At 63.7% G+C, this 24335-nt stretch carries 20 protein-coding genes and 1 tRNA gene; 9 read left to right on the top strand and 12 right to left on the bottom strand.

What is annotated here, in order from left to right; genetic code table 11:
* Position 1 precedes the first annotated feature (1 nt).
* Genes flbD through fliF form a run of 5 tightly spaced genes read right to left on the bottom strand, consistent with a single transcriptional unit; the run spans position 2 to position 5122 of the window.
* Positions 2-1369, bottom strand: coding sequence for a sigma-54-dependent transcriptional regulator FlbD (gene flbD / locus VE26_RS11840; protein ID WP_046105476.1), 1368 nt, complete (start codon positions 1367-1369; stop codon positions 2-4).
* A gap of 11 nt (positions 1370-1380) precedes the next feature.
* A complete protein-coding gene (gene fliN / locus VE26_RS11835) occupies positions 1381-1671 on the bottom strand; it encodes a flagellar motor switch protein FliN (RefSeq protein WP_244465725.1) in 291 nt (96 codons plus the stop codon).
* A gap of 50 nt (positions 1672-1721) precedes the next feature.
* Complete coding sequence (locus tag VE26_RS11830; RefSeq protein ID WP_052715866.1) at positions 1722-2396, bottom strand: FliH/SctL family protein; 675 nt, start codon at positions 2394-2396, stop codon at positions 1722-1724.
* A 3-nt stretch (positions 2397-2399) separates the two neighbouring features.
* The gene (gene fliG / locus VE26_RS11825) at positions 2400-3476 is read right to left on the bottom strand and encodes a flagellar motor switch protein FliG (RefSeq protein WP_046105474.1); all 1077 of its coding nucleotides are present in this window, start codon (positions 3474-3476) and stop codon (positions 2400-2402) included.
* 5 nt (positions 3477-3481) lie between these two features.
* The gene (fliF, locus tag VE26_RS11820) at positions 3482-5122 is read right to left on the bottom strand and encodes a flagellar basal-body MS-ring/collar protein FliF (RefSeq protein ID WP_046106280.1); all 1641 of its coding nucleotides are present in this window, start codon (positions 5120-5122) and stop codon (positions 3482-3484) included.
* 185 nt (positions 5123-5307) lie between these two features.
* On the opposite strand from fliF, the gene VE26_RS11815 reads away from it, so the two are divergent.
* On the top strand, positions 5308-5928 hold the full coding sequence (locus VE26_RS11815; RefSeq protein WP_046106279.1) for a glutathione S-transferase family protein: 621 nt from the start codon (positions 5308-5310) through the stop codon (positions 5926-5928).
* Positions 5929-6004: 76 nt separating this feature from the next.
* Here VE26_RS11815 and sciP read toward each other — a convergent pair whose 3' ends face one another.
* From sciP to VE26_RS11800, 3 genes are all read right to left on the bottom strand, one after another.
* On the bottom strand, positions 6005-6283 hold the full coding sequence (gene sciP / locus VE26_RS11810; RefSeq protein WP_035085775.1) for a CtrA inhibitor SciP: 279 nt from the start codon (positions 6281-6283) through the stop codon (positions 6005-6007).
* 177 nt (positions 6284-6460) lie between these two features.
* Positions 6461-7183: a flagellar hook assembly protein FlgD gene (locus VE26_RS11805; protein ID WP_084620397.1), complete on the bottom strand. Its 723-nt coding sequence runs from the start codon at positions 7181-7183 to the stop codon at positions 6461-6463.
* Between the two features lie 11 nt (positions 7184-7194).
* Positions 7195-8757, bottom strand: coding sequence for a flagellar hook-length control protein FliK (locus VE26_RS11800; protein ID WP_152658831.1), 1563 nt, complete (start codon positions 8755-8757; stop codon positions 7195-7197).
* A 252-nt stretch (positions 8758-9009) separates the two neighbouring features.
* Between VE26_RS11800 and mnmA the strand changes: the two genes are divergently transcribed.
* Positions 9010-10161, top strand: a complete 1152-nt coding sequence (gene mnmA / locus VE26_RS11795) for a tRNA 2-thiouridine(34) synthase MnmA (RefSeq protein WP_052715865.1) — start codon at positions 9010-9012, stop codon at positions 10159-10161.
* Between the two features lie 32 nt (positions 10162-10193).
* Here mnmA and VE26_RS11790 read toward each other — a convergent pair whose 3' ends face one another.
* Positions 10194-10379: a hypothetical protein gene (locus VE26_RS11790; RefSeq protein ID WP_046105472.1), complete on the bottom strand. Its 186-nt coding sequence runs from the start codon at positions 10377-10379 to the stop codon at positions 10194-10196.
* A gap of 113 nt (positions 10380-10492) precedes the next feature.
* On the opposite strand from VE26_RS11790, the gene VE26_RS11785 reads away from it, so the two are divergent.
* The 3 genes from VE26_RS11785 (at position 10493) to VE26_RS11775 (ending at position 13404) form a co-directional block, all read left to right on the top strand.
* A complete protein-coding gene (locus VE26_RS11785; protein ID WP_046105471.1) occupies positions 10493-11044 on the top strand; it encodes an RNA polymerase sigma factor in 552 nt (183 codons plus the stop codon).
* Positions 11041-12972 carry a vWA domain-containing protein gene (locus VE26_RS11780; protein ID WP_046105470.1) on the top strand — a complete coding sequence of 644 codons (1932 nt, stop codon included), beginning with the start codon at positions 11041-11043 and terminating at the stop codon, positions 12970-12972. The genes VE26_RS11785 and VE26_RS11780 overlap by 4 nt, the downstream gene beginning before the upstream one ends.
* A gap of 165 nt (positions 12973-13137) precedes the next feature.
* Positions 13138-13404, top strand: coding sequence for a hypothetical protein (locus VE26_RS11775; RefSeq protein ID WP_046105469.1), 267 nt, complete (start codon positions 13138-13140; stop codon positions 13402-13404).
* 68 nt (positions 13405-13472) lie between these two features.
* Here VE26_RS11775 and VE26_RS11770 read toward each other — a convergent pair whose 3' ends face one another.
* The 3 genes from VE26_RS11770 to VE26_RS11760 all read right to left on the bottom strand — a co-directional run bounded on the left by VE26_RS11770 (position 13473) and on the right by VE26_RS11760 (position 15246).
* Positions 13473-14423: a ring-cleaving dioxygenase gene (locus VE26_RS11770; protein WP_046105468.1), complete on the bottom strand. Its 951-nt coding sequence runs from the start codon at positions 14421-14423 to the stop codon at positions 13473-13475.
* 103 nt (positions 14424-14526) lie between these two features.
* On the bottom strand, positions 14527-14874 hold the full coding sequence (locus VE26_RS11765) for a putative quinol monooxygenase (protein ID WP_046105467.1): 348 nt from the start codon (positions 14872-14874) through the stop codon (positions 14527-14529).
* Positions 14875-14898: 24 nt separating this feature from the next.
* Positions 14899-15246 carry a DUF2200 domain-containing protein gene (locus VE26_RS11760; RefSeq protein WP_046105466.1) on the bottom strand — a complete coding sequence of 116 codons (348 nt, stop codon included), beginning with the start codon at positions 15244-15246 and terminating at the stop codon, positions 14899-14901.
* Between the two features lie 104 nt (positions 15247-15350).
* Here VE26_RS11760 and VE26_RS11755 point away from each other — a divergent pair, with 104 nt between their 5' ends.
* The 4 genes from VE26_RS11755 (at position 15351) to VE26_RS11740 (ending at position 24280) form a co-directional block, all read left to right on the top strand.
* On the top strand, positions 15351-16586 hold the full coding sequence (locus VE26_RS11755; RefSeq protein ID WP_046106276.1) for a putative DNA modification/repair radical SAM protein: 1236 nt from the start codon (positions 15351-15353) through the stop codon (positions 16584-16586).
* The gene (locus VE26_RS11750) at positions 16586-18028 is read left to right on the top strand and encodes a UdgX family uracil-DNA binding protein (RefSeq protein WP_046105465.1); all 1443 of its coding nucleotides are present in this window, start codon (positions 16586-16588) and stop codon (positions 18026-18028) included. The genes VE26_RS11755 and VE26_RS11750 overlap by 1 nt, the downstream gene beginning before the upstream one ends.
* 80 nt (positions 18029-18108) lie before the next feature.
* Positions 18109-18185, top strand: a tRNA-Met gene (locus VE26_RS11745).
* 419 nt (positions 18186-18604) lie between these two features.
* Entirely contained in the window at positions 18605-24280 is a 5676-nt protein-coding gene (locus VE26_RS11740; RefSeq protein WP_152658830.1) for an autotransporter-associated beta strand repeat-containing protein, read from the top strand.
* The last annotated feature ends 55 nt before the right edge of the window (positions 24281-24335 follow it).

Raw genomic sequence — 24335 nt, 5'->3', positions numbered from 1 at the left:
CTTACGCCGCACCCCGCTTTTCGCCGGGTTCGGGCACGGCAACGCCCTCGTCGGCATATTGGTTGAGCTTGTTGCGCAGCGTACGGATCGAAATGCCGAGGATAGTGGCCGCATGGGTGCGGTTGCCCAAGGTGTGGTCCAGCGTGTCGAGGATGAGGTCGCGTTCGACGTCGGCCACGGTACGGCCGACCAACGCCCGGTTCATGGCCTCGGCGGTCTGCGCTGCCATGGCAGCGGGGCTGGTCGCCCTGGCCGCTTCAGCCAGGCCCATGCCGTCGGGCAAAACGATCGCTTCGGGTTCGATCGTATCGCCAGAGGACAGCAGCACGGCGCGGTGCAGGGTATTTTCCAGTTCCCGCACATTGCCCGGCCAGGGTGCCTTGACCAGAGCCTCGCGCGCCGCTGCCGAGAGCGCACGGGGCGGAATGCCATTGGCCTTAGCATATTTGGCCACGAAATGCTCGGACAGCGCGACGATGTCGCCGGGGCGGTCGCGCAGGGCGGGGAGCCGGAGATTGACCACGTTGAGGCGGAACAGCAGGTCTTCGCGGAAGCTGCCTTCACGCACAGCCTCGTTCAGATTGCGGTTGGAGGTGGCGAGGATGCGGATGTCGACGGGCACCGGCTTGGTGCCGCCGACCCGGTCGATGACGCGCTCCTGGATGGCGCGCAGCAGCTTGGCCTGCAGCCGCACGTCCATTTCGGAGATTTCATCGAGCAGGAGCGTGCCGCCCGAGGCTTCCTCGAACTTGCCGATGCGCCGGGCGACGGCGCCGGTAAAGGCGCCCTTTTCGTGGCCAAACAATTCGCTTTCCAGCAGCGCCTCGGGGATGGCGGCGCAATTGATGGAAATGAATGGCTTGTTGGCGCGGCGGGACCGGGCATGGACAAACTTGGCCACGACTTCCTTGCCGGTGCCGCTTTCCCCGGTGATGAGGATCGAGGCTTCCGAGCCGGCAATCTGCTCGGCCATCTTCACCACACGCTCCATGGCCGGGTCGCGGTAGAGGAAGTCCGAGCTTTCCCGCGCCACGGCGGCGATCACGGCAGCGATCAGCTCGGCATCGGGGGGCAGGGGGATATATTCCTTGGCGCCGGCGCGGATGGCATTGACGGCGGCCGCTGCATTGGTCTCGACGCCGCAGGCGACGACGGGAATGGCGATGCGCTCGCCTTCGAGCCCGGCGATCAGGCCGGCAATATCCATCATCACGTCGACCAGGAGCAGGTCGGCGCCCTTGCCGGCGCGCAGGGCCGCCAGGCCGATCTCGATCGAGGGGGCATGGGCCACCTTGGCGCCCCCGTCCATGGCCATTTTGGTAGCGGTCGAGAGCTGGCCTTCCAGGGCTCCGATGATGAGCAGGCGCATGATGATGCTCCCTATTGGGGCTTGATGATTTCGGTCATGGTGACGCCGAGCCGGTCTTCGACCAGCACGATTTCCCCACGGGCGACCAGGCGGTCGTTGATGTAGATTTCCACGGCCTCGCCAACCTGTCGGTCGAGTTCGATCACCGCGCCCGTGTCGAGCTTGAGCAATTGCGACACCGGCATCTTGGTGCGGCCCAGGACGACCGAGACGCGCACGGGCACGTCGAAGACGGCTTCGAGGTCTGCGGCATTGCGCTCGATATGAAGCTCGGTAATGTCCTCGCGGGCATTGGGCTCCATGGCGTCGAAGCTGAGGCCTTCGGTGGTGGTGATGTCGTCTTGGGGATCGGTCATGCCCCGTTCTCCTCGTCATCATGGCGGCCGTGAGCCGAAAGATAGGACGTGATCTGCCGGTCGATTTCGCGGGCGGTCTGGGCGATGTCGCGGACGACGCCGCCATCGACCCATTCGATCCGCCCGTCGCCCAGGCGAATGTCGGGGTCGCCCATCACCACCAGGCGCCCCGAAAAGCCGGAATGGGCCATCTGCGCGGTGGCATTGTCGCGAATGGCGTCGGCCAGGTCCGGATGGCAGCGGATAACCAGGTGCGGCACCCCGCCCAGGCTCGAGAGGCATTCCGACACCAGCGCCTCGAGTTCGGCCTGCGGATAGCGGGCGACCAGGTGCAGGGCGAGCTTGCGGCCGATCCCGAGCGCCAGTTCCACCGCTTCGCTGCGATGGCGGGCCATTGCCTCGTCGAGCGCGGCAGCCATCGGGCCGGCCTGGGTGGCCAGGGTGCCCGAAGCGGCGGCGATGGTCTGGGTTGCCGTATTGGCGGCATTGCGCTGCCCGGCGGCCATGCCCTCGGCATAGGCTTCCTGGCGCGCTGCAGCCACCAGCTGGGCGACCACGTCCTCGGGAATGCCGACCATCGGCAGCGACTGGGGTGGATCGTTGGCCGGGCGGGCGGCGCGGGTTCCGTCTTCCAGGTTGAGATCGAAGGTGAAGCGGGCAAGCTGGGCCATGTCTTACGCCACCATCTGGTCGTCGGACTTGGTCTTGAGGATGACGATCTCGCCCTTGGCGGCGAGGTCCTTGGCGATGCCGACCATGCGGGTCTGGGCCTCGTCCACGTCCTTGAGCCGCACCGGGCCCATATCGGCCATGTCGTCCTGCAACAGCTTGGCGGCGCGGCCGGACATGTTCTTGAAGAAGGATTCCTTGACCTGCTCGTTGGCGCCCTTGAGCGCCAGGGCCAGTTCGCGCTTGTCGAGCTTGGACAGCAGCGTCTGGATCGAGGACATTTCGAGCCGGGCCAGATCCTCGAAGGTGAACATCAGCTGCTTGATGCGGTCGGCATCGTCGCGGTTGACTTCTTCGAGGCTGGTAATGAAGCGCGCTTCGGTCTGGCGATCGAAGGCGTTGAAGATTTCCGCCATCTGCTCATGGCTGTCGCGGCGCTTCTGGTGATTGAGCGTCGACATGAATTCGGTGCGCAGGGTCATCTCGATCTTTTCGAGGATTTCCTTCTGCACAGGGTCGAGGCCGAGCATGCGCTGCACCACGTCCATGGCCAGTTCCTCGGGCAGCACGGCCAGCACCTTGCTGGCATGCTCGGTGGCGATCTTGGAGAGGACCACCGCGATGGTCTGGGGATATTCGTTTTTGAGATAGGCGGCGAGCACGTCGGCCTGCACGTTGGAGAGCTTTTCCCACATGTTGCGCCCGGCCGGACCGCGGATTTCCTCCATGATCGCGTCCACCTTCTCCTGCGGCAGGAAGGAGAGCAGCAGGCGCTCGGTCGAGTCGGTATTGCCCGAGAGCGAGCCGTTCGAGGACACGGTGGTGACGAATTCGATCATCAGGTCGTCGAGCATTTCCTGGGTGATCGGGCCCAGCCGCGCCATGGCGCGCGAGAGCTGGCGGATCTCGAGTTCGTCCAGTTCCTCGAAGATGGGCTTGCCGTAATCGGGGCCGAGCGCCAGCATCAGCGCCGCCGCCTTTTCGTCGCCCTTGAGCACGCGGTTTTCCCCGCCCACCTGCAATTGCCGGCCGGCCGAGAGGAGCTTTTCGTCGTCGGGGAGGGATTGGGAAACCAGGGCCATCGGACTTACGCTGCGCTACCGAGCCAGTCGCGCACGATGAGCGCGGCCTGCTTGGGATTTTCTTCGACCAGATTGCCCACGGTCTTGAGCGTCTGGAGCTGGGTCTCGCCCATGGACTTGGCGTTGGCCACCCAGGCGGGGGTCTTGTCCCTGGGCACTTCTGGGAGGGTCTCGGGCTGGTTGGCGACGCTGCCATCGGCCAGCAGCGTGCCGTTCTGGCCGAGCTCGGCGGCGGCGGGCAGGGCGAGCGGCTGGGTTTCGGGGGTCAGCGCCTTCTTGATGAGCGGCCGCATGACGAAGAACACCAGCGCCAGCGCGATGAGCAGGGTCACCGCCATTTCGGCGCCGCTCATCAGGTCGTCGCGGGTAAAGTCGAGCAGGCCCGCATTCTGGTCGGTGCCGGGCGCCAGCAGGTCGGGCCGCTCCGCGAACTGCATGTTGATGACCTCGACGCTGTCGCCGCGATCGGCATTGAAGCCGGCAGCGGAGCGGACGAGGGTCAGCAGCTGGTTGATTTCGTCGGCGCTGCGCGGGGTATAGGTCTGGTTGCCGGCGCCGTCATCGGCATAGGTGCCGTCGACCACCACGGCCACGGAAAGCCGCTTGATCGCGCCGGCTTCTGTCACGGCCGTCTGGGTGGTCTTGGAAATCTCGTAATTGACGATTTCCTCGTTGGAGGTGCCCTGTTCAGTCGCGCCCTGGCTGGCGGCATCCTGGCTGGCGCCGGGCAATTCATTGGCCACGGTAACCTGGCCGGAATTGGCTCCGCTCAGGTTTTCGCTGTCGCGCGTCTGGGTCGAGCGCACCACCTGCCCGTCGGGATCGAAGCGTTCCTCGGTGGTGGTGGAGCGATTGAGGTCGATATCGGCAGCCACTTCGACGCGGGCGCGGCCGGCGCCGACCACATTGGCCAGCATATCCTCGATGCGAGTGCGCAGGCGGTTTTCGATGCCCAGCCGGCGCTCGTCGCTCTGGGCCGAGATGATGCCCGCTTCGTCTTCGCCGCTGCCCGAGGCCAGAAGATTGCCCTGGTCGTCGACGATGGAAACGCGCGAGGGGCTCAACCCTTCGATGGCGGAGGCGACGAGGTGCTGGATGGCGCGGATTTCCCCGCCGGCCAGCGCACCGCGCACCGATAGCACGATGGAGGCGGAGGGGTCCTTGCGCTCGCGGCGGAACAGTTCGCGCTCGGGCAGGACCAGGTGCACCCGCGCGCCCTTGATGCGATTGAGCGAGCTGATGGTGCGGGCAAGCTCGCCTTCGAGAGCACGCACATTGTTGATGTTCTGTACGAAGCTGGTGGCGCCCAGCGTCGATTGTTGATCGAAGATCTCGTAGCCGACCTGACCGCGCTGCGGCAGGCCCTGGCCGGCCAGCGACATGCGGGTCGTGGTGATCTGATCGCGCGGGACCAGGATGGTGTCGCCTTCACCGCGCAGTTCATAGGGAATGTTGAGCGTCTGCAATTCGGTGATGATGGAGGAAGAATCCTCCAGGCTCAGCCCTGAATAGAGCGGCGCCATCTGCGGGGTTTGCGCCCGCATGATCAGGAAGCCGAAAAAACCGAGCATCAACACGGCCACGATGGCCATGGCTGCCAGGCGCGGCATGCCGATGCGGTTGATGAGGTTGGTCAGACTGTCCACGCCACCACTCTGGGTTCCGACCATTGCGTGTTCACGCGCCGGCGACTCAATGCGGTCACTGGTGCCCCCAAGACCGATGGGCAAAAATTACCTACCGGATGGTAAACAAGTTATTAACCAGCTGTTCTGATTTGCGAAAACAGGCAAGAATTGCCGGGCAGCATTAATAGGGAGTGAAGCTTTTCATGCGGGTTTTGGGGCGAGTGACGTCGATCAATGTGCGCAAGGTGCTCTGGGCGCTGGACGAGATGGGGGCGGTCTATGATCGCGAGGACTGGGGTCTGCCGCTCCGCGACCCCAAGGTGCCCGAATTTCTCGCGCTCAATCCCAATGGGCAGGTGCCCGTGCTGGTCGACGGCGATTTCGCCCTTTGGGAAAGCAATGCCATCCTGGTTTATCTGGCTGACAAGGCGGCGCCCGGCCAGCTCCTGCCGACCGATCTGCAACAAAAGGGGCGGGTGCTGCAATGGCTGGGCTGGCAGGCCGCCGAACTCAACCCGGCCTGGGGCTACGCCGTGATGGCGCTGCAGCGCAAGACGCCGGGCTATGACGATCCGCAGGCCATTGCCGCGTCGCTGGAGCGCTGGACGGCCCGGCTCGACATTCTCGAGGCCGAGCTTGGCCGCAACGGACCTTTCCTCGGCGGATCGGTCTTTTCCATCGCCGACATCGCCATCGGGCTTTCGACCCATCGCTGGATGTGTCTGCCCGCCGACAGGAAAAGCCTGCCGGCAGTCGAAGCGCATTACCAAAGGCTTCTGGAACGGCCCGCCGGCGCACGCTGGATGAGCCCGGCGACACCCTGAGCCGGCGCACAAAAACAACAACCCGCCGGATTGCTCCGGCGGGTCTGGTTGATGCCCATGGGCAGCGTGGTGGGGCTTAGCCCTCCCGGTAGTGCTGGATCCATGTGGTCCTCAGACCGGCAAGGCCATGCTTATCGATGGCGGCCTGCCAATTGAGGAATTCATCGACACTGAGCGTATAACGCTCACAGGCTTCTTCAAGGCTGAGGAGGCCGCCGCGAACGGCGGCAACGACTTCGGCCTTGCGGCGGATCACCCACCGCCTCGTATTGGCTGGCGGCAGATCTGCTATCGTAAGCGGACTACCATCCGGGCCGATTACGTACTTTACGCGCGGACGCATTTGTACGGTCATTTTACTCTCTACTCAAACCTGACCATATCAAGGCAAAGTAGAGGAACGGCCTTAAAATACCCCTAAGGGGAAACTTACAACAGGTTAAGAAAGGCAAGTTGTTTCAAGCAATTGCCGATGACCGGAAAAGACGATGGCCCCCTTGCGGGGGCCAGTGGGCAGGCATGCCTAGAAGCCTCAGCTTGCAGGCGTTTCCGTCTCGCCGTCCCCGCCCGGCGTCCCGGTCGCGGGGGGTGGCGTCGTGGTTTCGGTGACGATGCGAATATTGGTGACGTCCTTGAGGGCGATCTTGTTGCGGCCCACGGTCAGCATCGGTTCGGCACCCGAGAAGTCCACCGCGGTCACCACGCCTACCGAGCTGGTCGACACGGCCACGGTATTGCCCGAAACATTGGTGCCCTTGATTTCGATCGTATAGACGCCGTCTGGCTGCTTGTTGCCGTCCGAACCCATGCCGTCCCAGAGGAAGGCTCCATTGCCGCCGCTCAGCGAGCCCTGTTCGACATAGACCACGCTGCCGGCGGCGTTCTTGATGGTGACCGTGGCATTGGCGACATTGGTGGCCGCATTATAGGTCCAATAGGCCCCGCCTTCCTTGAGCTCAGCCGTCTTGCCGGACGCCGATACCTCGCGCCCGATATAGGAGACAGCATCCGAGCGCGCCGTGCTCTGGGTATTGAGCAGCAGGGCCTCGAGAAATTCGTTGGTCTTGAGCTGCTGCTCGACGCCGGTGAACTGCACCAATTGCTGGGTGAACTGATTGGTGTCGAGCGGGTCGAGCGGGTTCTGGTTCTTCAGCTGCGTGGTCAGGATCGACAGGAAGGTGTCGAAGTTCTGCGCAATGGTCTGGCGGGACGCGGCACTCGCGCCCGAAGTTCCCGATACACCTGAGACGGTCATGGCCCTGGTCCTTACGCGATGATGTTGACGCCGCTGGCCTGAAGGCTGCCGCGATAAAGATTGACTGTGGTGGAAGGCGCCTGCTCGATGTCGCCGGTCCCCTGCTCATCGCCGCCGAAGAGCGGTGTGTTTTCCCGCTGTCCGCGCTCTTGGCCGGCAAAGGGATTCTGCTTGAGAGAGAATTCCAGGTTGGTCTTGCTGCCGTCGAGCCCGGCCTGTTGCAGGGCCCGTTCCAAAGCGCGCTGGTCGCGCTGCATCAGGTCCAGCGTTTCGGATTTTTCCACCGTCAGGCGCGCATGCACCTGTCCGGACTTGTCGATATCGAGACGCACGTCGATCTTGCCCAGTTCGGGTGGGTCGAGGCGGATCTGGAAACGGGTATTGCCATCCTGCACCTGGCGGGCCAGCTCGAAGGCAATCTGCGGCAGGTTGAGCTGCTGCTGGCTGGTCTGATAGCCCGCCTGAATGACGCGCGGCCCGGTCGCAGGGTCGATCCGCAGGACGCCATTGTCCTGGGCGGCCTGCGCTGCGGGAGCGTCAGGCTGGTTGACCGGAGCCTGCTGGGTCGGTGTGGCCGGCGGAGCCTCGCGTCGCGGAACGTCCGCGTCGCGGCTGGCGGGCCGCTGTCCGGCATCGTCGCTCCGGGGCTTTGTGTCGAGGCTGACGGCGTCGGGCTTGGAGGCGGGCGCCGCATCGGCGCTGGTGTCCGTGACTTTGCCGGCAATAACCGGTTCGGTGGTCTTGAGCGTCGGGGTCGCCAGCTCCGGCTCCTCCGGCACGTCGGCCCCGGATTTGAGCAGGGCGGCAAAGCGGTTCATGGCCGCTTCGATTTCCTCGGCGGGCTTCGTACCCGGCTTCATGCCGATGGCGTCCAGCTTGTCCTGGCTGATGGCATTGTCCTCGACCGCTGCCAGCAGGGCGGCGAGTTTTTCGCCAAGAGCCTTGATCTGTTCATCGGCCGGGCCGGGTTCGCTCCCCGGTGCCGGGGCCGCAGCGGAGAGCGGCGCCAGAAGCTGGGAAAGCATGCCGGCCAGGCTCGCGTCGCTCTCACCACCCTTGGCGATCACGGTCGCCATGTCCTGAGGAACGGGCAGGGCCGCCAGATCGAGCCCCAGGGCCTGGGCCAGCGTGTCCAGCGCCGTGTCGACACGCGCAAACAGATCCGGATCGACCGGCTCGCCGCTGTCGAGGCCGGTCTTGAGCGCTGTCAGGGCATCGACCAGTTCGACCAGCGCCGCCGGATCGCGATGGGTGGCCGTCGCGGTCTGGAGGTCCAGCGTTGCGGCGATCGGTTCGGCATGCACGTCGTCCGGCACCGCGCTCTTGTCCGCGCCCTGGCCCGTGGCCGCTTCGAGTGCCAGGCGCGCAAGGCGCTGGAACTCGGTCTCGATCTTGCCCTCAGCACCTGTGCCTGCGGCATTGCCCTGCGCGCCGGCTCCGGTAGGCGAGCCCCCCAGGAGTGCCGCGAAGATGCCCGGCACATCCGCCGTCTCGACGGCATTCTTCTGGCCGTTAAGGGCACGGCTGCTCGTCGTGCCGGCTGTCGCGCTGATGATGGTCAAATGTGAAGCCACGGGGGCGCACCTGAAAGAGACTGATCCAGAGCTGGTGATGCAAGCGCCTTGCCAAGTTTGCGTCCCCTCAAAACATAAGCTCTATCAATGACTTGTTTTCGAGTTTCCGGTCATCCTGCCAGCCTCCGCCGGTGCAAAGCTGCCGGGCGTCGGCAAAAGCTGCCGGGCGGGGAATGGACACCTGGCCGGCTTGCGCGTAAATACCGGGCCAAGTTTTCCGCTGGCCCTTGAACCCAACCGGATGCAGGATACATGTTGAACTCGCTTGATATCGCCAAGCGCCCCGAGGACACGCGCGTCGTCGTCGCCATGTCCGGTGGCGTGGATTCCTCGGTCGTTGCCGGCCTGCTCGCCCGCGAGGGCTACGAAGTGGTGGGGGTGACCCTGCAGCTTTACGACCATGGCGAGGCGACCCATCGCAAGGGTGCCTGCTGCGCCGGGCAGGACATCCACGATGCCCGCCGCGTTGCCGCAAAGCTTGGCATTCCCCATTACGTTCTGGACTACGAAGAGCGCTTCAAGGCCTCGGTGATCGAGCCCTTCGCCAATGCCTATCAGCAGGGCGAAACCCCGGTGCCCTGCATTGCCTGCAACCAGTCGGTCAAGTTCGTCGACCTGATGACCGTCGCGCGCGAACTTGGCGCCGACGTGCTGGCCACCGGCCATTACGTGCAGGCCAGGCTGGGCGAAGACGGACGGCGCCAGCTGTTCCGGCCGGTCGACAATGACCGCGACCAGTCCTATTTCCTGTTTGCCACCACCCAGGACCAGCTTGATTTCCTGCGCTTTCCGCTCGGCGGCATGGGCAAGGCCGAAGTGCGTGCGCTGGCGCGGGAATTCGGCCTCGAGATCGCCGACAAGCACGACAGCCAGGACATCTGCTTCGTGCCGCAGGGTAAATATGCCGACATCATCGCGCGCATGCATCCCGAGGCGCTGAGCAAGGGCGAGATCGTGCATATGGACGGCCGGGTGCTCGGCGAGCATGAGGGGATCGTCCATTACACGATCGGCCAGCGCAAGGGCCTGGGCATCGCGGCGGGCGAACCGCTCTATGTGGTCAAGCTCGACCATCGGACGGGACGCGTCATTGTCGGCCCGCGCGAGGCGCTCAGGACCCATACGGTGCGCCTGCGCGACGTCAACTGGCTGGGCGGCATGCCGCTGGCCGAGGCCAGCGCCGGCAATGGCGCGCCGGTCGAGGTCAAGGTCCGCTCGACCCGCGGCCCGCAGCCGGCCGTGATCCAGATGCGCGACGGGGCGGTCTATGTGACGCTGGTTTCCGGCGAATACGGGATTTCGCCGGGACAGGCCTGCGTGTTCTATGCCGATGACGGGGCCACCAGCCAGGTGCTGGGCGGGGGCTTCATCGCCGAGGCGGTGCCGCAGGCGCTGGTCGCCTAGCGATCGCGCCCGGCGCCTCAGGCGTTACGACATCAATTGCCGCTCAATTGCTCCGCCGTCGGCTCGCGCGCGGCGTTGGAGGCTTCCTTGAGCGCATTATAGGAGCCCAGCCCGCCCATCATCATCGACACGGTGATGAGCAGCACGAAGGCGCCCATGGCCAGCAGGAAGATGCGGGTGCGGTTGAGACCGAAGGGGCCGGGCTTGTCGTCACGCATGGTCGGGGTCTCCGAAACAGGCAAAAATGCTGGGGCAGGACCAAAGGAATTCAGCCGCGCTGCCGTCTTATCTGCACAATAGCGCGGAGAGGCGGCGAGTGCATGCTGAGATGATGGGACTGACCGCCGCACCCCCGCCCGACCGCGCCGGGCTTGCCGATAGCCTGGTCGATCGCGCCCGCAAGGGCGACAGCCAGGCCTTTTCCGACCTGATCGAGCATCACTACGACGCCATCTATCGCACGGCCTGGCGCTGGTGCGGCGATCGGCACGAGGCCGAGGACATTGCCCAGGATGTCTGCGTCAAGCTCGGTGCGGCCATTATGGGGTTTGACGGGCGCAGCGCCTTTTCCTCCTGGGTCTATCGCATCACGATCAATGCGGTGCGCGACTGGCAACGCGCGGGCAGGCGGCGGGGGCGAGATCTCAACGCTTATGCCGAGATCAGTCCCCCCGACCAGCCGCCAGACCAGGAGGCGGCCGCCACCAACAGCCAGCTCTGGGATGCGGTGCGCCGCCTGCCGGAAAAACAGCGCGACGCGGTTCTGTTGGTCTATGCCGAAGAAATGAGCCATGCCGAGGCTGCCGAGATCATGGGCATCCGGGAGGCGACCGTCTCCTTCCACGTGCATGAAGCCCGCAAGAAATTGAAGGTTCTGCTATGAGCCACGACAACGATCCGTTCGAGCGCCTGAAGTCGACGCCGCCGGCCCCGCGTCCAGAAGCGCGCGCCAGGGCGCTGGCCGCCGCACGCTCCTCCTACGCTGCCGAAAAGGCCAAAATCTCCATTGCGGCCCCCAAAGGAAAATTCGGGGGCAGCCGTCTCACGTCCATCTTCACATCCCTCAGAAGGATTTCGATCATGGACATGCGTATCCCCATCGGCACTGCCGCCATTGCCCTATTGGTCCTGCCGCTGGGCTGGCAGCTTTACAGCTCCACCGCCCTGCCGCCCACCTGGGAGCACCGTTCGGAAACCCCGCCTGTGGCAGGCGGCGCTGTGACCAATGCCGAATCCATTCCGTCCGAGTCGCGGGCCAAGACGGCCAATGAGCTGGTCATGGCCGAGCCGCGACTGGTGGATGCCGCACCGCCCCCACCATCGCCCTCTCCCATGATGACCACGATGCGCAGCGTTTCGGCCGACCAGCTCGCGCCGACCAGCTATGAGATGAGAGGGGACACATTCACCGGCTTCGACGAGCAGCGTCTCAAGATCGCCGCAGAAGAGCCGGTGTCTACCTTCTCGCTCGATGTCGACACGGCCAGCTATGCCTATGTCCGGCGCATGCTGGAGGACGGCACCTTGCCGCAGCGCGACGCGGTGCGTATCGAGGAGCTGATCAACTATTTCCCCTATGATTATCCGGCGGCGGACGATGCCGAGACGCCCTTCGCGCCGGATGTGAAGGTCTTCCCGACGCCCTGGAACACCGATACGCAGATCCTGCAGATCGGCATCAAGGGGTTCGAGCCGGTCCTGGCCGATACCAGAAGCAATCTGGTCTTTCTCATCGACACGTCCGGCTCGATGAATGCGCCGGATCGCCTGCCGCTGCTCAAGCGCGCCTTCGGACTGCTGCTGGACCAGCTTTCGGCCAATGACACGGTGTCCATCGTCACCTATGCCGGCTCGGCCGGTATCGCGCTGGAGCCGATTGCGGCCGATAACAAGGCGCAGATCATGGCGGCGCTGGACCAGCTTTATGCCGGCGGCAGCACCGCGGGCGCTGCAGGGATCGAGCTGGCCTATCGGCTGGCCGAGCAGGCCCGGATCGCGGGGGGCACCAATCGCGTGATCCTCGCCACCGATGGCGATTTCAATGTCGGCATCAACGATCCCGACGCGCTCAAGGATTTCATCGCCGACAAGCGGCAGAGTGGCATCAGCCTCTCGGTGCTCGGCTTCGGGCAGGGCAATCTCGATGACGCGACCATGCAGGCGCTGGCCCAGAACGGGAACGGCAATGCCAGCTACATTTCGAGCTTCGCCGAGGCCCGCAAAGTGCTGGTCGAGGAGATCGGCGGCACGTTGCACACCATCGCCAATGACGTGAAGGTGCAGGTCGAGTTCAACCCGGCCCAAATCGCCGAATACCGGCTGATCGGCTACGAGACGCGCCATCTCAACCGCGAGGATTTCAACAATGACGCGGTCGATGCCGGAGATATCGGGGCCGGCACCACGGTCACCGCGCTCTACGAGATCACCCCTGCGGGTGCCGGGCAGGTCGATCCGCTGCGCTATGGCGAGGCGGCGCCGCAGGGCATGGAGGGTGGCGAGCTTGCCTTCCTCAAGATGCGCTACAAGCTGCCCGACAGCGCCGTGAGCCAATTGATCGAAGTGCCGGTGACGTCCGAGCTGGTCTATGACGATATCGCCGAGGCGGGCGTCGATGCCCAGTTCGCCGCCGCCGTCGCAGCCTTCGGGCAGAAGGTCAGGTCCAGCGTTCATGGCAGCGCCATGAGCTGGGAAGCGATCCGGGATCTCGCCCGCGCCGGCCGCGGCGACGATGACGGCGGATACCGGGCCGAATTCATCCGACTGGTGGACATGGCCGCAATGCTGAAGCCGGATGGGTCCACGGATTAAGGCGGAAATCTCCCCTCAACCGCCGCTTCGCGGCGACCTCTTCCCCAAGAGAGAGGTGAAGGAGGCCGCAGGCCGGGTGAGGGGGCCTTCCCCCAAATCCGCCGCATCCCACCAAGGTCCGCGGCACTCCATCCGTCCTATCAGCAGCAAGAAAAGGATGTCACGATGCGCAAAATTCTCGCCGCCACCCTGCTGACCCTCACCCTCTCCATGCCATCCGTCATGGCGCAGCCAATCCCTGCTCAGGAGATTACGCTCGATGCCGAAGCGGAGGCCCGTATCCGCCGGGCCGTGGAGGCGCTGGTGCCCGAGTACAATCGGCGTCTGGCCCGCGACGGTGAGACCAGCGCCAATGACTGGATCCGGCAGAAAGCCTTCGAGCTCGGCCAGCGCGAAGCCGAGTTGATGAAGCAGCGCCTCGGCCGGAACTGAACGGCAAAGCGGCTCCCTCGTGACAAGGGAGCCGCTCCAGGGTTTTCGACGATGCCGAACGAGACGCGTTATTCGAGCGGCTTGAGGCCGGCTTCGATCTGGGCGCGGTGCCCTTCGAGGAAGGGCGGCAGCGACAGGCGTTCGCCCAGGCTTTCCATAGGTTCGTCGGCGGCAAAGCCGGGAACGTCGGTCGCCAATTCGAACAGGATGCCGTTGGGCTCGCGGAAATAGAGCGAAGTGAAATAGAACCGCTCCACCTCACCCGACGAGCGGATGCCAAACGAATTGACGTGGCTGATCCATTCCCGCAGCGTTTCCTGGTTGGGGGTGCGGAAAGCGACGTGATGGACGCCACCGGCACCGGGCCGCGCATTGGGCAGGCTCGGATCGACAGAGACATGCAGTTCGGCGCCCGGACCGCCGGGGCCCATTTCATAGACGAAGACCTCGGCATTGCGTTCGCGCGCAGCATATTTGCGCACCTGCCGCATATTCATCACGCGGGTCAGCATGGCGTCGGTGGGTTCGAGCTTGGGCACGGACAGGGTGATGGGCCCAAGCCCGATGATCTGCCGTTCGGCCGGCACGGGCGACTTGGCCCAGGGCACGACCTTATTGTGCTCGTCGATCACCATGCGGAAGCGCTGGCCTTCGAAATCCTCAAAATCCATCGAAAGGTGACCGAACCGATCCTTGATGCCGGAGGTCGAGACCTGATTGGCCTCAAGATGCTCCTTCCACCAGTTCAGCGTCTCCTCGCTGTCGACGCGCAGCCCGGTGCGGCCAACGGTGTGGTTGCCGCGCTGCTCGCGCAGAGTGGGAAAATCAAAGAAGGTCAGGTCGGCGCCGGGCGAGGCGACGCCATCTCCATAAAAGAGGTGATAGGCTGACGTATCGTCCTGGTTCACCGTCTTCTTGATCAGGCGCATGCCGAGCGTCTTGGTGTAGAATTTGAGATTGCGCGGCGCATCTGCGGTCACGGCCGTCAGGTGGTGGATGCCGCCAAGTTCGAGTGTCATGTGCATGTCTCCTCATGCGACGCCGATGCGCCGTGTTCGAGACGGAATGTATGGTCACCTGTCATCGTTGCAAAGTCAGCCAATCGCAACGGATTGGTACCGATTATTGAACAGCTTCGATATCAGGTGCGGCCAGCGGTCCGAGAAAAGTCAGCATGGAATGCGGTTCGACGATCAATTCGTTGAGTGCCGCGTTGAAGGTGGCGCCGTACTCGGCACCGACATGCTCGGCAAAAGCGGCGCGATCCTGGTAGATCTCATAGACCACGAAGGCGTGCTCATCGTCGTGCCGCCGATAGCAGTCAAAGGCCAGATTGCCCGATTCGCGCCGCACATTTTCCGCCAGGCCGGCCAATAGGGTCGCGACCTGCTCTGCTTGGCCGGGTCGGGCGGTAAAGGTCGCGATCAGGGTAATCGGGCCTTCTTTCGGCAATCGGTCGAGGTCGATCATCGTTTAACTCCTGTGGACGGACGATCAGGCGCGCAGGATCTTGTCCATCGCCTTGCCCTTGGCCAGTTCGTCGATGAGTTTATCGAGATAGCGGATCTCGCGCATCACATCCTCCTCGATCTCTTCGACCCGCACGCCGCAGACCACACCCCTGATCAATCGACGGTCAGGATTGAGGGCAGGGGCCCGGATAAAGAAATCCTCAAAGGTCACGCCGGTCGCCAGTTCGGCAGCCAGGCTCTCCGCGTCGTGCCCCGTCAGCCAGTGGAAAATTCTGTCCACTTCCGCCTTGCTGCGCCCCTTGCGCTGCGCCTTTTGCACATAGAGCGGATAGACGCTGGCAACCGAGGTCGAATAGATCCGATGGCTCATCCTGGCGTCCCCCTTCTGGCCGTTCACAAAAAGCCGAGGCATGTCTTTTTGACATGCGCCGGCCGACCATACCAGCTATTCATCCAGAACAAAGGATGAACGATATGGTTGCCCTGTCCCTGACCCGCAAGCTGGCCATTCTGGCCGATGCCGCCAAATATGATGCGTCCTGCGCCTCAAGCGGCAGCGAGAAACGCAATTCATCGGCCACGAAGGGCGTCGGATCAACCGAGGGGAGCGGCATCTGTCATTCCTACGCCCCCGATGGCCGCTGCATCAGCCTGCTCAAGCTGCTGCTGACCAATTTCTGCATCTATGACTGCGCCTATTGCATCAATCGCTCATCGTCCAATGTGCAACGCGCCCGCTTTTCGGTAGACGAGGTAGTCCGGCTGACGCTCGATTTCTACCGGCGCAATTATATCGAGGGCCTGTTTCTGTCTTCGGGCATCATCAAGTCTCCCGACCATACGATGGAGGAAATGGTGCGGGTCGCCCGTACCCTTCGCGAAGACCACCTCTTTGCCGGCTATATCCATCTCAAGGTCATTCCCAACGCCGCGCCCGAGCTTCTCCTTGAAGCTGGGCGCTGGGCCGATCGGCTCTCCACCAATATCGAATTGCCGACCGATGGCGCACTGGAGCAATTCGCACCGGAAAAGCGTCCGTCCGAAATTCGCACGGCTATGGCTCGGCTGCGCGGCAAGCTCGACGAAGCCGCGCCGGAAAAAAAGCTCAAGGCCAAGAAGGATCGCTTTGCGCCAGCCGGCCAGTCGACGCAGATGATCGTCGGCGCGGACGGCGCAAAGGACGCCGCCATCCTGACGCGTGCCGCGGGGCTCTATTCCGGCTACCAGCTCAAGCGCGTCTATTATTCCGCCTTCTCCCCGATCCCGGATGCCTCATCGCGCCTTCCTCTCAAGCCCCCGCCGCTGATGCGCGAGCATCGTCTCTATCAGGCAGACTGGCTCATTCGCTTTTATGGCTTCGACGTGCCCGAGATCGTCTCGGGCGGCGAGGATGGCGATCTTGATCTGGTCATCGATCCGAAACTGGCCTGGGCGCTGAAGAACCGGCAGAGTTTTCCTGTCGACGTGAACCGCGCGGAGCGGGAAGTCCTGCTGCGGGTGCCGGGCCTGGGCATCAACGCGGTCAACCGCATCATCGCCTCGCGCCGCCATCACCGCCTGCGGCTGGACGACGTTGCGCGTCTCACTGCCTCCATCGACAAGGTGCGGCCGTTCATCGCCGCCGCTGACTGGTCGCCGGGTGGGCTGACCGACGATGCACGCCTGCGCCAGAAGCTGGCGCCGCCGCCCGAACAGCTGAGCCTGTTTTAATGTATCGCGTCCGGCTCGAACGCCCCAATGATCCTGCCGAATGGCGCGATCAGGCCCGGCGTCTGCTCATGGCCCACATCGCGCCCGAGGACATCGTCTGGCAATACGGTGACAGCGGCGGTGAATTGTTCGGCTCCGACGAACTACCGGCTGCGCCTCAGGGTGTGGTCGGGTCGGTGCCGCGTGCTTTCATCGAGCTTGCCGGGCAGGTGATCCAGCACTCAGAGCCACAACGCTTCGCGCTGCTCTATGATGTGCTCTGGCGTTCACAGTCTGATAGCCGTTTGCTGGCTGATGCGACGGACAGGGTTAACAGTCTGTTAGCGAAAATGGCCTCTGCAGTGCGTCGCGACAGTCACAAGATGAAGGCCTTCGTCCGCTTCCGGCAGGTGCTGGACGAGGCCGGCCAGGAGCGGTTTGTCGCCTGGTTCGAGCCCGATCATTTCACGCTCGAAGCCACCGCACCCTTCTTCGCCCGACGCTTCGCCGGCATGCATTGGGGCATCGTGACGCCCTATGCAAGTGCCTGGTGGGACACGGAAAATCTAAGCTTTGGTCCCGGCGGTCGTAAGAGTGACGTCCCCGCTGAAGACGCGGTCGAGGAAGACTGGAAAACCTATTACGTCTCGATCTTCAATCCGGCGCGGCTCAAGGTTTCGATGATGAAAAGCGAAATGCCGGTCAAATATTGGCGCAACCTCCCCGAGGCCGCCGCCATTGCCCCCTTGATCCGCAATGCCAGGACCATGGAGCAGGACATGATCGAGCGCGCCGCCACCCAGCCGCCGGCCCGGCACCTGCGCCGAAAGGTGGAAATTCCAGAAGAAATCGAACAAATTCAGTCGCTTAACGACGCCAAAGCGGCCGTTCAAAGCTGCCGGCGTTGCCCGCTCTACGAGCATGCCACCCAGGTCGTTTTCGGCGAAGGCCCCGAAATGGCAGACGTCATGTTCGTCGGTGAGCAGCCCGGTGACCAGGAGGATCTGCAGGGTCGGCCCTTTGTCGGTCCCGCCGGCCAAGTACTTGATCAAGTTATCGAAAAGGTGGGTATCGACCGCAAGAAGGTCTATGTCACCAACGCCGTCAAGCATTTCAAGTTCGAGCCCCGCGGCAAGAGGCGCATTCACCAGAGGCCCGATGGCGGGGAGGTTCAGGCCTGCAAGTTCTGGCTTGGGCTTGAAATCGGATTTGTCCGGCCCAAAGTTATCGTGGCTCTTGGCGCCACGGCCGCCCAAAGCCTTCTCGGAAAGGCCAGCGTCACCATTGGCAAGATGCGCGGCCAACCCCTGCAAATGCCTGATGGCTCAACGCTTTTTATCACCAATCACCCTTCCTACCTGCTGCGCATTCCGGACCCGGAAAGTCGGGCGCGGGAGCGCGAAAAGTTCGAGGCGGACCTCGTCCTGGTGCGGGATTTCATGGCGGGCCTGGAAAAAACCTGAAGCGCCTCAGCAGGCGCTTGACAGGGCCAGTCTCTCAACCTTAGTAAGGCGCGCACCGATCGCATGATCGCAGCCCTTGGGGCGGAGTAGCTCAGTTGGTTAGAGCAGCGGAATCATAATCCGCGTGTCGGGGGTTCAAATCCCTCCTCCGCTACCATTCAAAGCCCCGAAAAACCTCGGCTTTTCGCAGTCTCATCTAGTCTTCGGTCGTTCAATTGCGTCGCAGTTGGATGACCGGTTTGCCCAAGGTCGCCTTCCCAGACCAATCTCACTAGGGTCTAATCGATACCGCTGGTCATGACCGGGCTTCTAGACGCTCCGGAAATGCCTCGAGGGCGACCCTCAACAAATCCTTCTACGACGACTTGTCGCCAGCGATTGCGCTGGGCTGGCACGTGAGAAATTTGCTGCAGACCGTCAATCAGCAAGAACTGATTTAGCCACCAAGAAAAATCGACGCTGCAGACGGAACGCTAGCTTTACAAATATTGGATGTTTTCATAGCAATCTTAATATCTTGGTGGATTCGAGGACGAGCCAGTAGCCAAGGTTGTTTGAGGGCGGTGGGGCGAACTGGTGGGTGTTGTTCGAAGACACGCGGCGCGGCTGCGCGTGGGCATCGCTGTGCTCTCCGCTGTTTTGCAAGTTGCCGCACTGAGCAGCCCTCTTGCCGACAGCGTAATCGTCACGGACACGAGCGGCCTGCAGGCGGCGGTAGACGCGACCATTACGAGCGGCCAGCCGGACACCATCACGGCGCAGGGAGGCGGCACTTTCGTCGCCGGGCCGGACTGGATACTGCCCGGCGCTGGCGATTTCGTATCGCTGACGTTCAACACGTCGCCCTTTCAGGTCGGCAATCCGGATGGCGATGCTACGCTGACACTGCTCTCTGGATCGATCCTGACTTTGGACACCACTTCGGGGACCAGTGCAGGCCGAATTGAGCTGGGCAATGGCAGCGGTTCATCAGGCACGCTCAACATCAGCGGCGGCACCCTCCAGGTCAATCTTGCGGATACCAGCACCGCTCCCGGGACTTCGATCGGGCGTATCTGGGTGGGTGGCGGCGCCACCAACACGACAGGCGGCACGGGCAGCCTCAACATCACCGCCGGCGAGCTGCTCTATGTCGCGAACGCGGGAAGCCTGAATTATGGCGGCCTCGCCGTAGGGCGAGGGAACGGCGTAACCGGAGCCATTACCCAATCCGGCGGGGTGGTGCGGTTCAGCAGCGCTGGCTCGCTCGACCTCGGCACGCAGGGCGGGTCGGGCACCTATACCCTGTCGGGCGATGGCGTGTTCGATGCCGGCTCGGGGGGCATGACGGCCTATATCGGCTCGCGCACCTCGGGCGGCGGCGGCACCGGGACTGCAGCGACCGGAACCTTGATCGTTTCGGACAACGCCCAGTTCTCCATGACAACCGGCAGCTTTGCCGGCGGGCAGCTCTATGTCGGCGATTCCAAGGGCGTCGGCGTCATCAGGCAGCACGGCGCGGGCTCCAGCGTGACCCTTGGGCTGCAGTTTCCGATCAGCTTCGGCAGCGATGTGTCCAATTACGGCACGGGCGGATCAGGGACATACGAACTCTCTGCCGGCACATTGTCCGTGCAGAATGTTGGCGGTTCAGGACAGATCGTCTTCGGCGCCGCCGCAGGGGGCACCGGTACTTTTGATATTTCGGGCGGGTCGGCCACTGTCGCAACGCCGCTCCTGCTCGCCAGTGTTACTGGGTCAACCGGCACCCTGAACCTGACGGGTGGATCGCTAACTCTTTCGGGTTCAAGCTATCTGAGCTTCGGCTCGGGCAGCGGCACGGTCAACCTGAACGGCGGCACGCTGACGGTCGGCGGCACGGACGGCATCCGCGGCACCGGCACGTTCACTTTCGGCGGTGGAACCCTGGCCGTCGGATCAAACCTGACCACGTCGAACGCGATGACGATAGGTTCAGGCAGGACGGCTTTCATCGACACGAGCGGTAATAGCGCGACGCTTTCCGGTGTGCTGTCGGGCAGTGGCGCGCTTAACAAGACTGGCAGCGGTACGCTCATTCTTTCCGGCACGAACACCTATACTGGCGGCACCACCATTGCGGGTGGCACGCTCCAGATCGCGGCGAACAGCGGCCTTGGAGGCATCGGGTCGCTCACGCTTTCTGGGGGCACGCTGGCGGTTACGGGAACCTTCACCACTTCGCGCGTCACCACCCTGTCCGGAAGCGGCGGTGCCTTCGCGCCGGCATCGGGTGCCACCCTGACATGGAACGGAAAAATCAGCGGATCCGGCGGTCTGACCATGTCAGGGGCCGGGACCCTGGTTCTCGGCGGGGTCAATGACTATACCGGCGGCACGACCATCAATTCCGGCACCGTAAGCATCAACGCAGAATCTCGCCTGGGCAATACGAGCGGCGTCCTGACCATGGCAGGCGGCACGCTGGTCACTTCTTCGATAACAATTGCGCGCGCCATCTCCCTCACCGGCGCCGCGACCATCAGTCCTTCGGGGACGACGACCATTTCGAGCGGGATGACTGGATCGGGCGGGCTCACCAAGAGCGGCGCCGGCACTTTGATCCTCACGGGCGCCAACACCCATTCGGGCGGCACGACCATATCGTCAGGCACGCTCCAGATCGGGAATGCCGGAGCGACCGGCAGCTTGACCGGTAACGTCACGAACAACGCGATGCTCACCTTCTCCCGCAGTGATGCCCTCACCTTTGGCGGCACCATATCCGGCAGCGGTGTCGTCTCCAAGGTGGGCGGCGGCACCCTCACACTGTCGGGGAACAACACCTATAGTGGAGGGACTACCGTCTCGGCAGGAACCCTTGCGGTGTCCGCCGACGCTAATCTCGGCGACACCTCGGGAAGCCTCACCATCAGTGGGACCAGCACCAGCCTCGCCACTACGGCGAGCTTTAGTTCCGGCCGTGCCGTCAACCTCGCAAACGGCTTCATCAGGCCAGCCGCAGGCACCACGCTCACGCTGTCGGGGGTGCTCTCCGGTACCCTTCTCAGAATGGGCGGCGGCGGCACGCTTATTTTGTCCGGGAGCAACAACTATACCGGAGGCACTACGATATCCAACGGCACGCTTGAGGTCTCCGCCGAAACCAACCTCGGTACAGGCACCGCCATCTCCTTCACGAACGGCACGCTGGCGACCACTGGAACGTTCTCGTCTGCCCGCACCGTATTTCTGAACGGCGCCGGCACTTTCGCTCCGTCCGCCGGTACCACGCTCACCCTCTCCGGCGTGATCTCGGGCAGCGAAGCGCTGACGCAAGCGGGGGCCGGCACACTGGTGCTATCCGGCACAAATACCAATACGGGCGGCACGACGGTTTCCGCCGGTACACTCGATGTCACCGGTAGCCTGGTCGGCACTGTCGACGTGCGGGATGGTGCGACGCTCAAGGGTTCGGGCAGCATTGCAGGTGTGGTGACGGTGCGCGATGGCGGCTCGCTGTCGGGGACACAGGGCGCCGGGCTCACCATGGGTGGGCTCACCCTTTCGTCGGGTTCCGGTCTCAATATAACTTTGGGGGCAAGCGCGGCAGGCGGCGTTTTCACCGTGAACGGCGATCTCACGCTCGATGGGACGCTGAACGTAAGCAAGGGCACCGATTTCGGCGCCGGCGTCTACAGCATCATCGGGTATACGGGCACGCTCACCAATAATGGCCTGGCGCTGACTTCACTTGGAAGTGGCTTCACAGGCCTGGTGCAAACGTCACAATCGGGCATTGTCAACCTTGTCGTGGATGGATCCGATAGCTCGATACAGTTCTGGAACGGCGTTACCACCGAGCCCACGCAGGCGGTCGAAGGCGGCGACGGCACCTGGACGGCAGGCCTGGACAATACCAACTGGACGACGATGTCGGGAACGATCCCGCTGGCTGCACAAGGCGGGTTCGCCATTTTCCAGGGAACAGCGGGCACGGTCAGCGTCGACAATGACGCCGGCGACGTCACGGCCACAGGCCTGCAATTCGTCACCTCCGGCTACAGCGTGACCGGCGATGCGCTGACATTCACCGGTGCGGATCCCGCGACCATCCGTGTTGGTGACGGTACAGCGGCGAGCGCTACGATGGTCGCGACGATTTCGAGCATGCTGGCCGGCACGGCGGGCATCGAAAAGACCGACTACGGCACGCTCGTGCTTTCGGGCGCCAACGCTTATAGCGGCGGCACGACGATCTCGGGCGGCACGCTGAAAATCGGTGCGGACAGCGCGCTTGGCGCCACCGGCGGCGGCCTCACCATAGCAACGGGCGTGCTTGCGACGACGGCATCCTTCACCTCCTCCCGCTCGGTCAGCCTCACCGGCAATGCCGCCATCGACACGGCAGATGCCACGACCCTGACCCTTGCAGGGGTCATCTCCGGCGACGGCAGCCTTACCAAGGCCGGTAACGGCACGCTGATCCTCACCGGAAACAACAGCTTTTCGGGCACCACGACCATCTCGGCCGGCACGCTGCAGATCGGCAATGGCGGCACCACGGGCTCGCTCAGCGGCAACATCATCAACAATGCCAACCTTGTATACAGCCGCTCCGATGCCTATACGGTCCCAGGCTCGATTACCGGAAGCGGCATGCTGACTCTGAGCGGTGGCGGCACTGCGACGTTCACATCATCGGTCGCGGCAGACGTGACGCTCGAGCACACGAAAGCCGTGCTGGCGCAGGGCTCCAGTTCCGCGGTCGAGTTTGTCGTCGGCAATGGCGGCGTGCTGGGTGGCTCGGCCACAATCGGCGGGCTGGTCGTCAACGCCGGTGGTACGGTTGCGCCGGGCTATTCGCCCGGCACCTTGACCGTCAACGGCCCGGTGACCTTCAATACCGGCTCGGTTTATTCGGTGGATGTGATGCCTGACGGCAGGCATGACCGGATCATCGCTTCGGGCGATGTGACGATTTCCTCGGGCGCGCGGGTCGAGATTGTCGCAGGCGGTGGCCTCTATGATCGCAACAGCCGCCTCACCATCCTTACCACCACAGGCAACCGGTCGGGCACGTTTGGCGGCGTGGTGTCGAACTTAGCCTTCCTGCTGCCCACCCTGCGCTATGACGACAAGAACGTCTTTCTCGACCTCGTCTATTCCGGCACCAGTATCGCTACCTATGCCCAGACGCGTAACCAGGCCAGTGTCGCGACCGCGATACAGGCGCTGGGCGGCGGCAACGCGCTCTTTGACGCCATGACGCGGCTGTCCGAAGATGCCGTGGCCCCGGCGCTCGACCTGCTCTCCGGTGAGATCTATCCGAGCATTAATTCCCTGATCGGGCAGCAAGGCTCCAATCTGCGTCAGACGATCGGTGCGCGTCTCGACCAGGACGGCAGCGGTGCCCTCGCTTCGGCGGCCGGTTCGACGGGTCCCGCAACGGTGTCGCTTGGTCAGGCCTCTTCCTCGTCGGTGTGGGTGCAGGGCTATGGCGGCTGGGACCAGATTCGCGGCAATGGCAATGCGTCGCCCCTGTCATCGACGGTAGGGGGGATCTTCGTCGGCGTCGATACCGCCATCACCGACAGCCTGCGCGCGGGTGTGGTCGGCGGCTACAGCAGCGCGCAGCTCAAGGTGGACGAACGGTCATCGTTCGGAACCATGGCCAGTGTCGATCTGGGTGCCTATCTCGATGCGCAGTTCGGCGCTCTCGGCTTGCGCGGTGGTGCCGCCTATGGCTGGCACGACATCGATGTGGAGCGCCGTATCGACTTCCCCGGCTTTTCCGACCAGCAGAGCGCCGGCTACGGCCTCAATGCCCTGCAGATTTTTGGCGAAGCCGGCTTCCGTCTCGATTTCGACGGCTACGAGCTCGAGCCGTTCGGGGGTCTGGCCTATGTCAACGTCTCCAGCGGGTCGGCCATCGAGAGTGGGGGCGGGGCGGCCGGCCTCAGTGTCGATATCGCGGGGCAGCAGACGGTCTACACGACCCTGGGCACGCGTTTTGCGACGACCATCGATCTGGACGGCGCCACCTTGACGCCGAGCCTCACCGTGGGCTGGCAGCATGTCGTTGGCGACACTGCACCCTCGGCAACCATGCAATCGGGCTCTAATCAATTCACCATCGAAGGTGTGCCGGCCGCCAAGGACATGCTGATCCTCGGCACGGGGCTTTCGCTCGGCTTCTCCGACGGCCTGTCGCTCGACGTCAATTATGCCGGCAGGTTCGCCGAGGGAGCCAGCCAGAACGCGGTCACTGCCCGGCTGCGGGGTGAATTCTGACGTTATGGGCAGGCAGGTCTTCAGTTGCGCCGACGCAGCCGTCGCAGAATGCTCC

Origin of the sequence: Devosia chinhatensis (genome assembly GCF_000969445.1) — a bacterium.
Lineage (GTDB): Bacteria > Pseudomonadota > Alphaproteobacteria > Rhizobiales > Devosiaceae > Devosia > Devosia chinhatensis.
This window is presented reverse-complemented; position numbering and strand designations above follow the sequence as displayed.

What these genes read in the sequence shown, in the direction of transcription:
- flbD (WP_046105476.1), bottom strand. Translation starts at nt 1,369, where the DNA reads ATGCGCCTGCTCATCATCGGAGCCCTGGAAGGCCAGCTCTCGACCGCT.
- fliN (WP_244465725.1), bottom strand. Translation starts at nt 1,671, where the DNA reads ATGGAGCCCAATGCCCGCGAGGACATTACCGAGCTTCATATCGAGCGC.
- VE26_RS11830 (WP_052715866.1), bottom strand. Translation starts at nt 2,396, where the DNA reads ATGGCCCAGCTTGCCCGCTTCACCTTCGATCTCAACCTGGAAGACGGA.
- fliG (WP_046105474.1), bottom strand. Translation starts at nt 3,476, where the DNA reads ATGGCCCTGGTTTCCCAATCCCTCCCCGACGACGAAAAGCTCCTCTCG.
- VE26_RS11815 (WP_046106279.1), top strand. Translation starts at nt 5,308, where the DNA reads ATGCGGGTTTTGGGGCGAGTGACGTCGATCAATGTGCGCAAGGTGCTC.
- sciP (WP_035085775.1), bottom strand. Translation starts at nt 6,283, where the DNA reads ATGACCGTACAAATGCGTCCGCGCGTAAAGTACGTAATCGGCCCGGAT.
- VE26_RS11805 (WP_084620397.1), bottom strand. Translation starts at nt 7,183, where the DNA reads ATGACCGTCTCAGGTGTATCGGGAACTTCGGGCGCGAGTGCCGCGTCC.
- mnmA (WP_052715865.1), top strand. Translation starts at nt 9,010, where the DNA reads ATGTTGAACTCGCTTGATATCGCCAAGCGCCCCGAGGACACGCGCGTC.
- VE26_RS11790 (WP_046105472.1), bottom strand. Translation starts at nt 10,379, where the DNA reads ATGCGTGACGACAAGCCCGGCCCCTTCGGTCTCAACCGCACCCGCATC.
- VE26_RS11785 (WP_046105471.1), top strand. Translation starts at nt 10,493, where the DNA reads ATGGGACTGACCGCCGCACCCCCGCCCGACCGCGCCGGGCTTGCCGAT.
- VE26_RS11780 (WP_046105470.1), top strand. Translation starts at nt 11,041, where the DNA reads ATGAGCCACGACAACGATCCGTTCGAGCGCCTGAAGTCGACGCCGCCG.
- VE26_RS11775 (WP_046105469.1), top strand. Translation starts at nt 13,138, where the DNA reads ATGCGCAAAATTCTCGCCGCCACCCTGCTGACCCTCACCCTCTCCATG.
- VE26_RS11770 (WP_046105468.1), bottom strand. Translation starts at nt 14,423, where the DNA reads ATGACACTCGAACTTGGCGGCATCCACCACCTGACGGCCGTGACCGCA.
- VE26_RS11765 (WP_046105467.1), bottom strand. Translation starts at nt 14,874, where the DNA reads ATGATCGACCTCGACCGATTGCCGAAAGAAGGCCCGATTACCCTGATC.
- VE26_RS11760 (WP_046105466.1), bottom strand. Translation starts at nt 15,246, where the DNA reads ATGAGCCATCGGATCTATTCGACCTCGGTTGCCAGCGTCTATCCGCTC.
- VE26_RS11755 (WP_046106276.1), top strand. Translation starts at nt 15,351, where the DNA reads ATGGTTGCCCTGTCCCTGACCCGCAAGCTGGCCATTCTGGCCGATGCC.
- VE26_RS11750 (WP_046105465.1), top strand. Translation starts at nt 16,586, where the DNA reads ATGTATCGCGTCCGGCTCGAACGCCCCAATGATCCTGCCGAATGGCGC.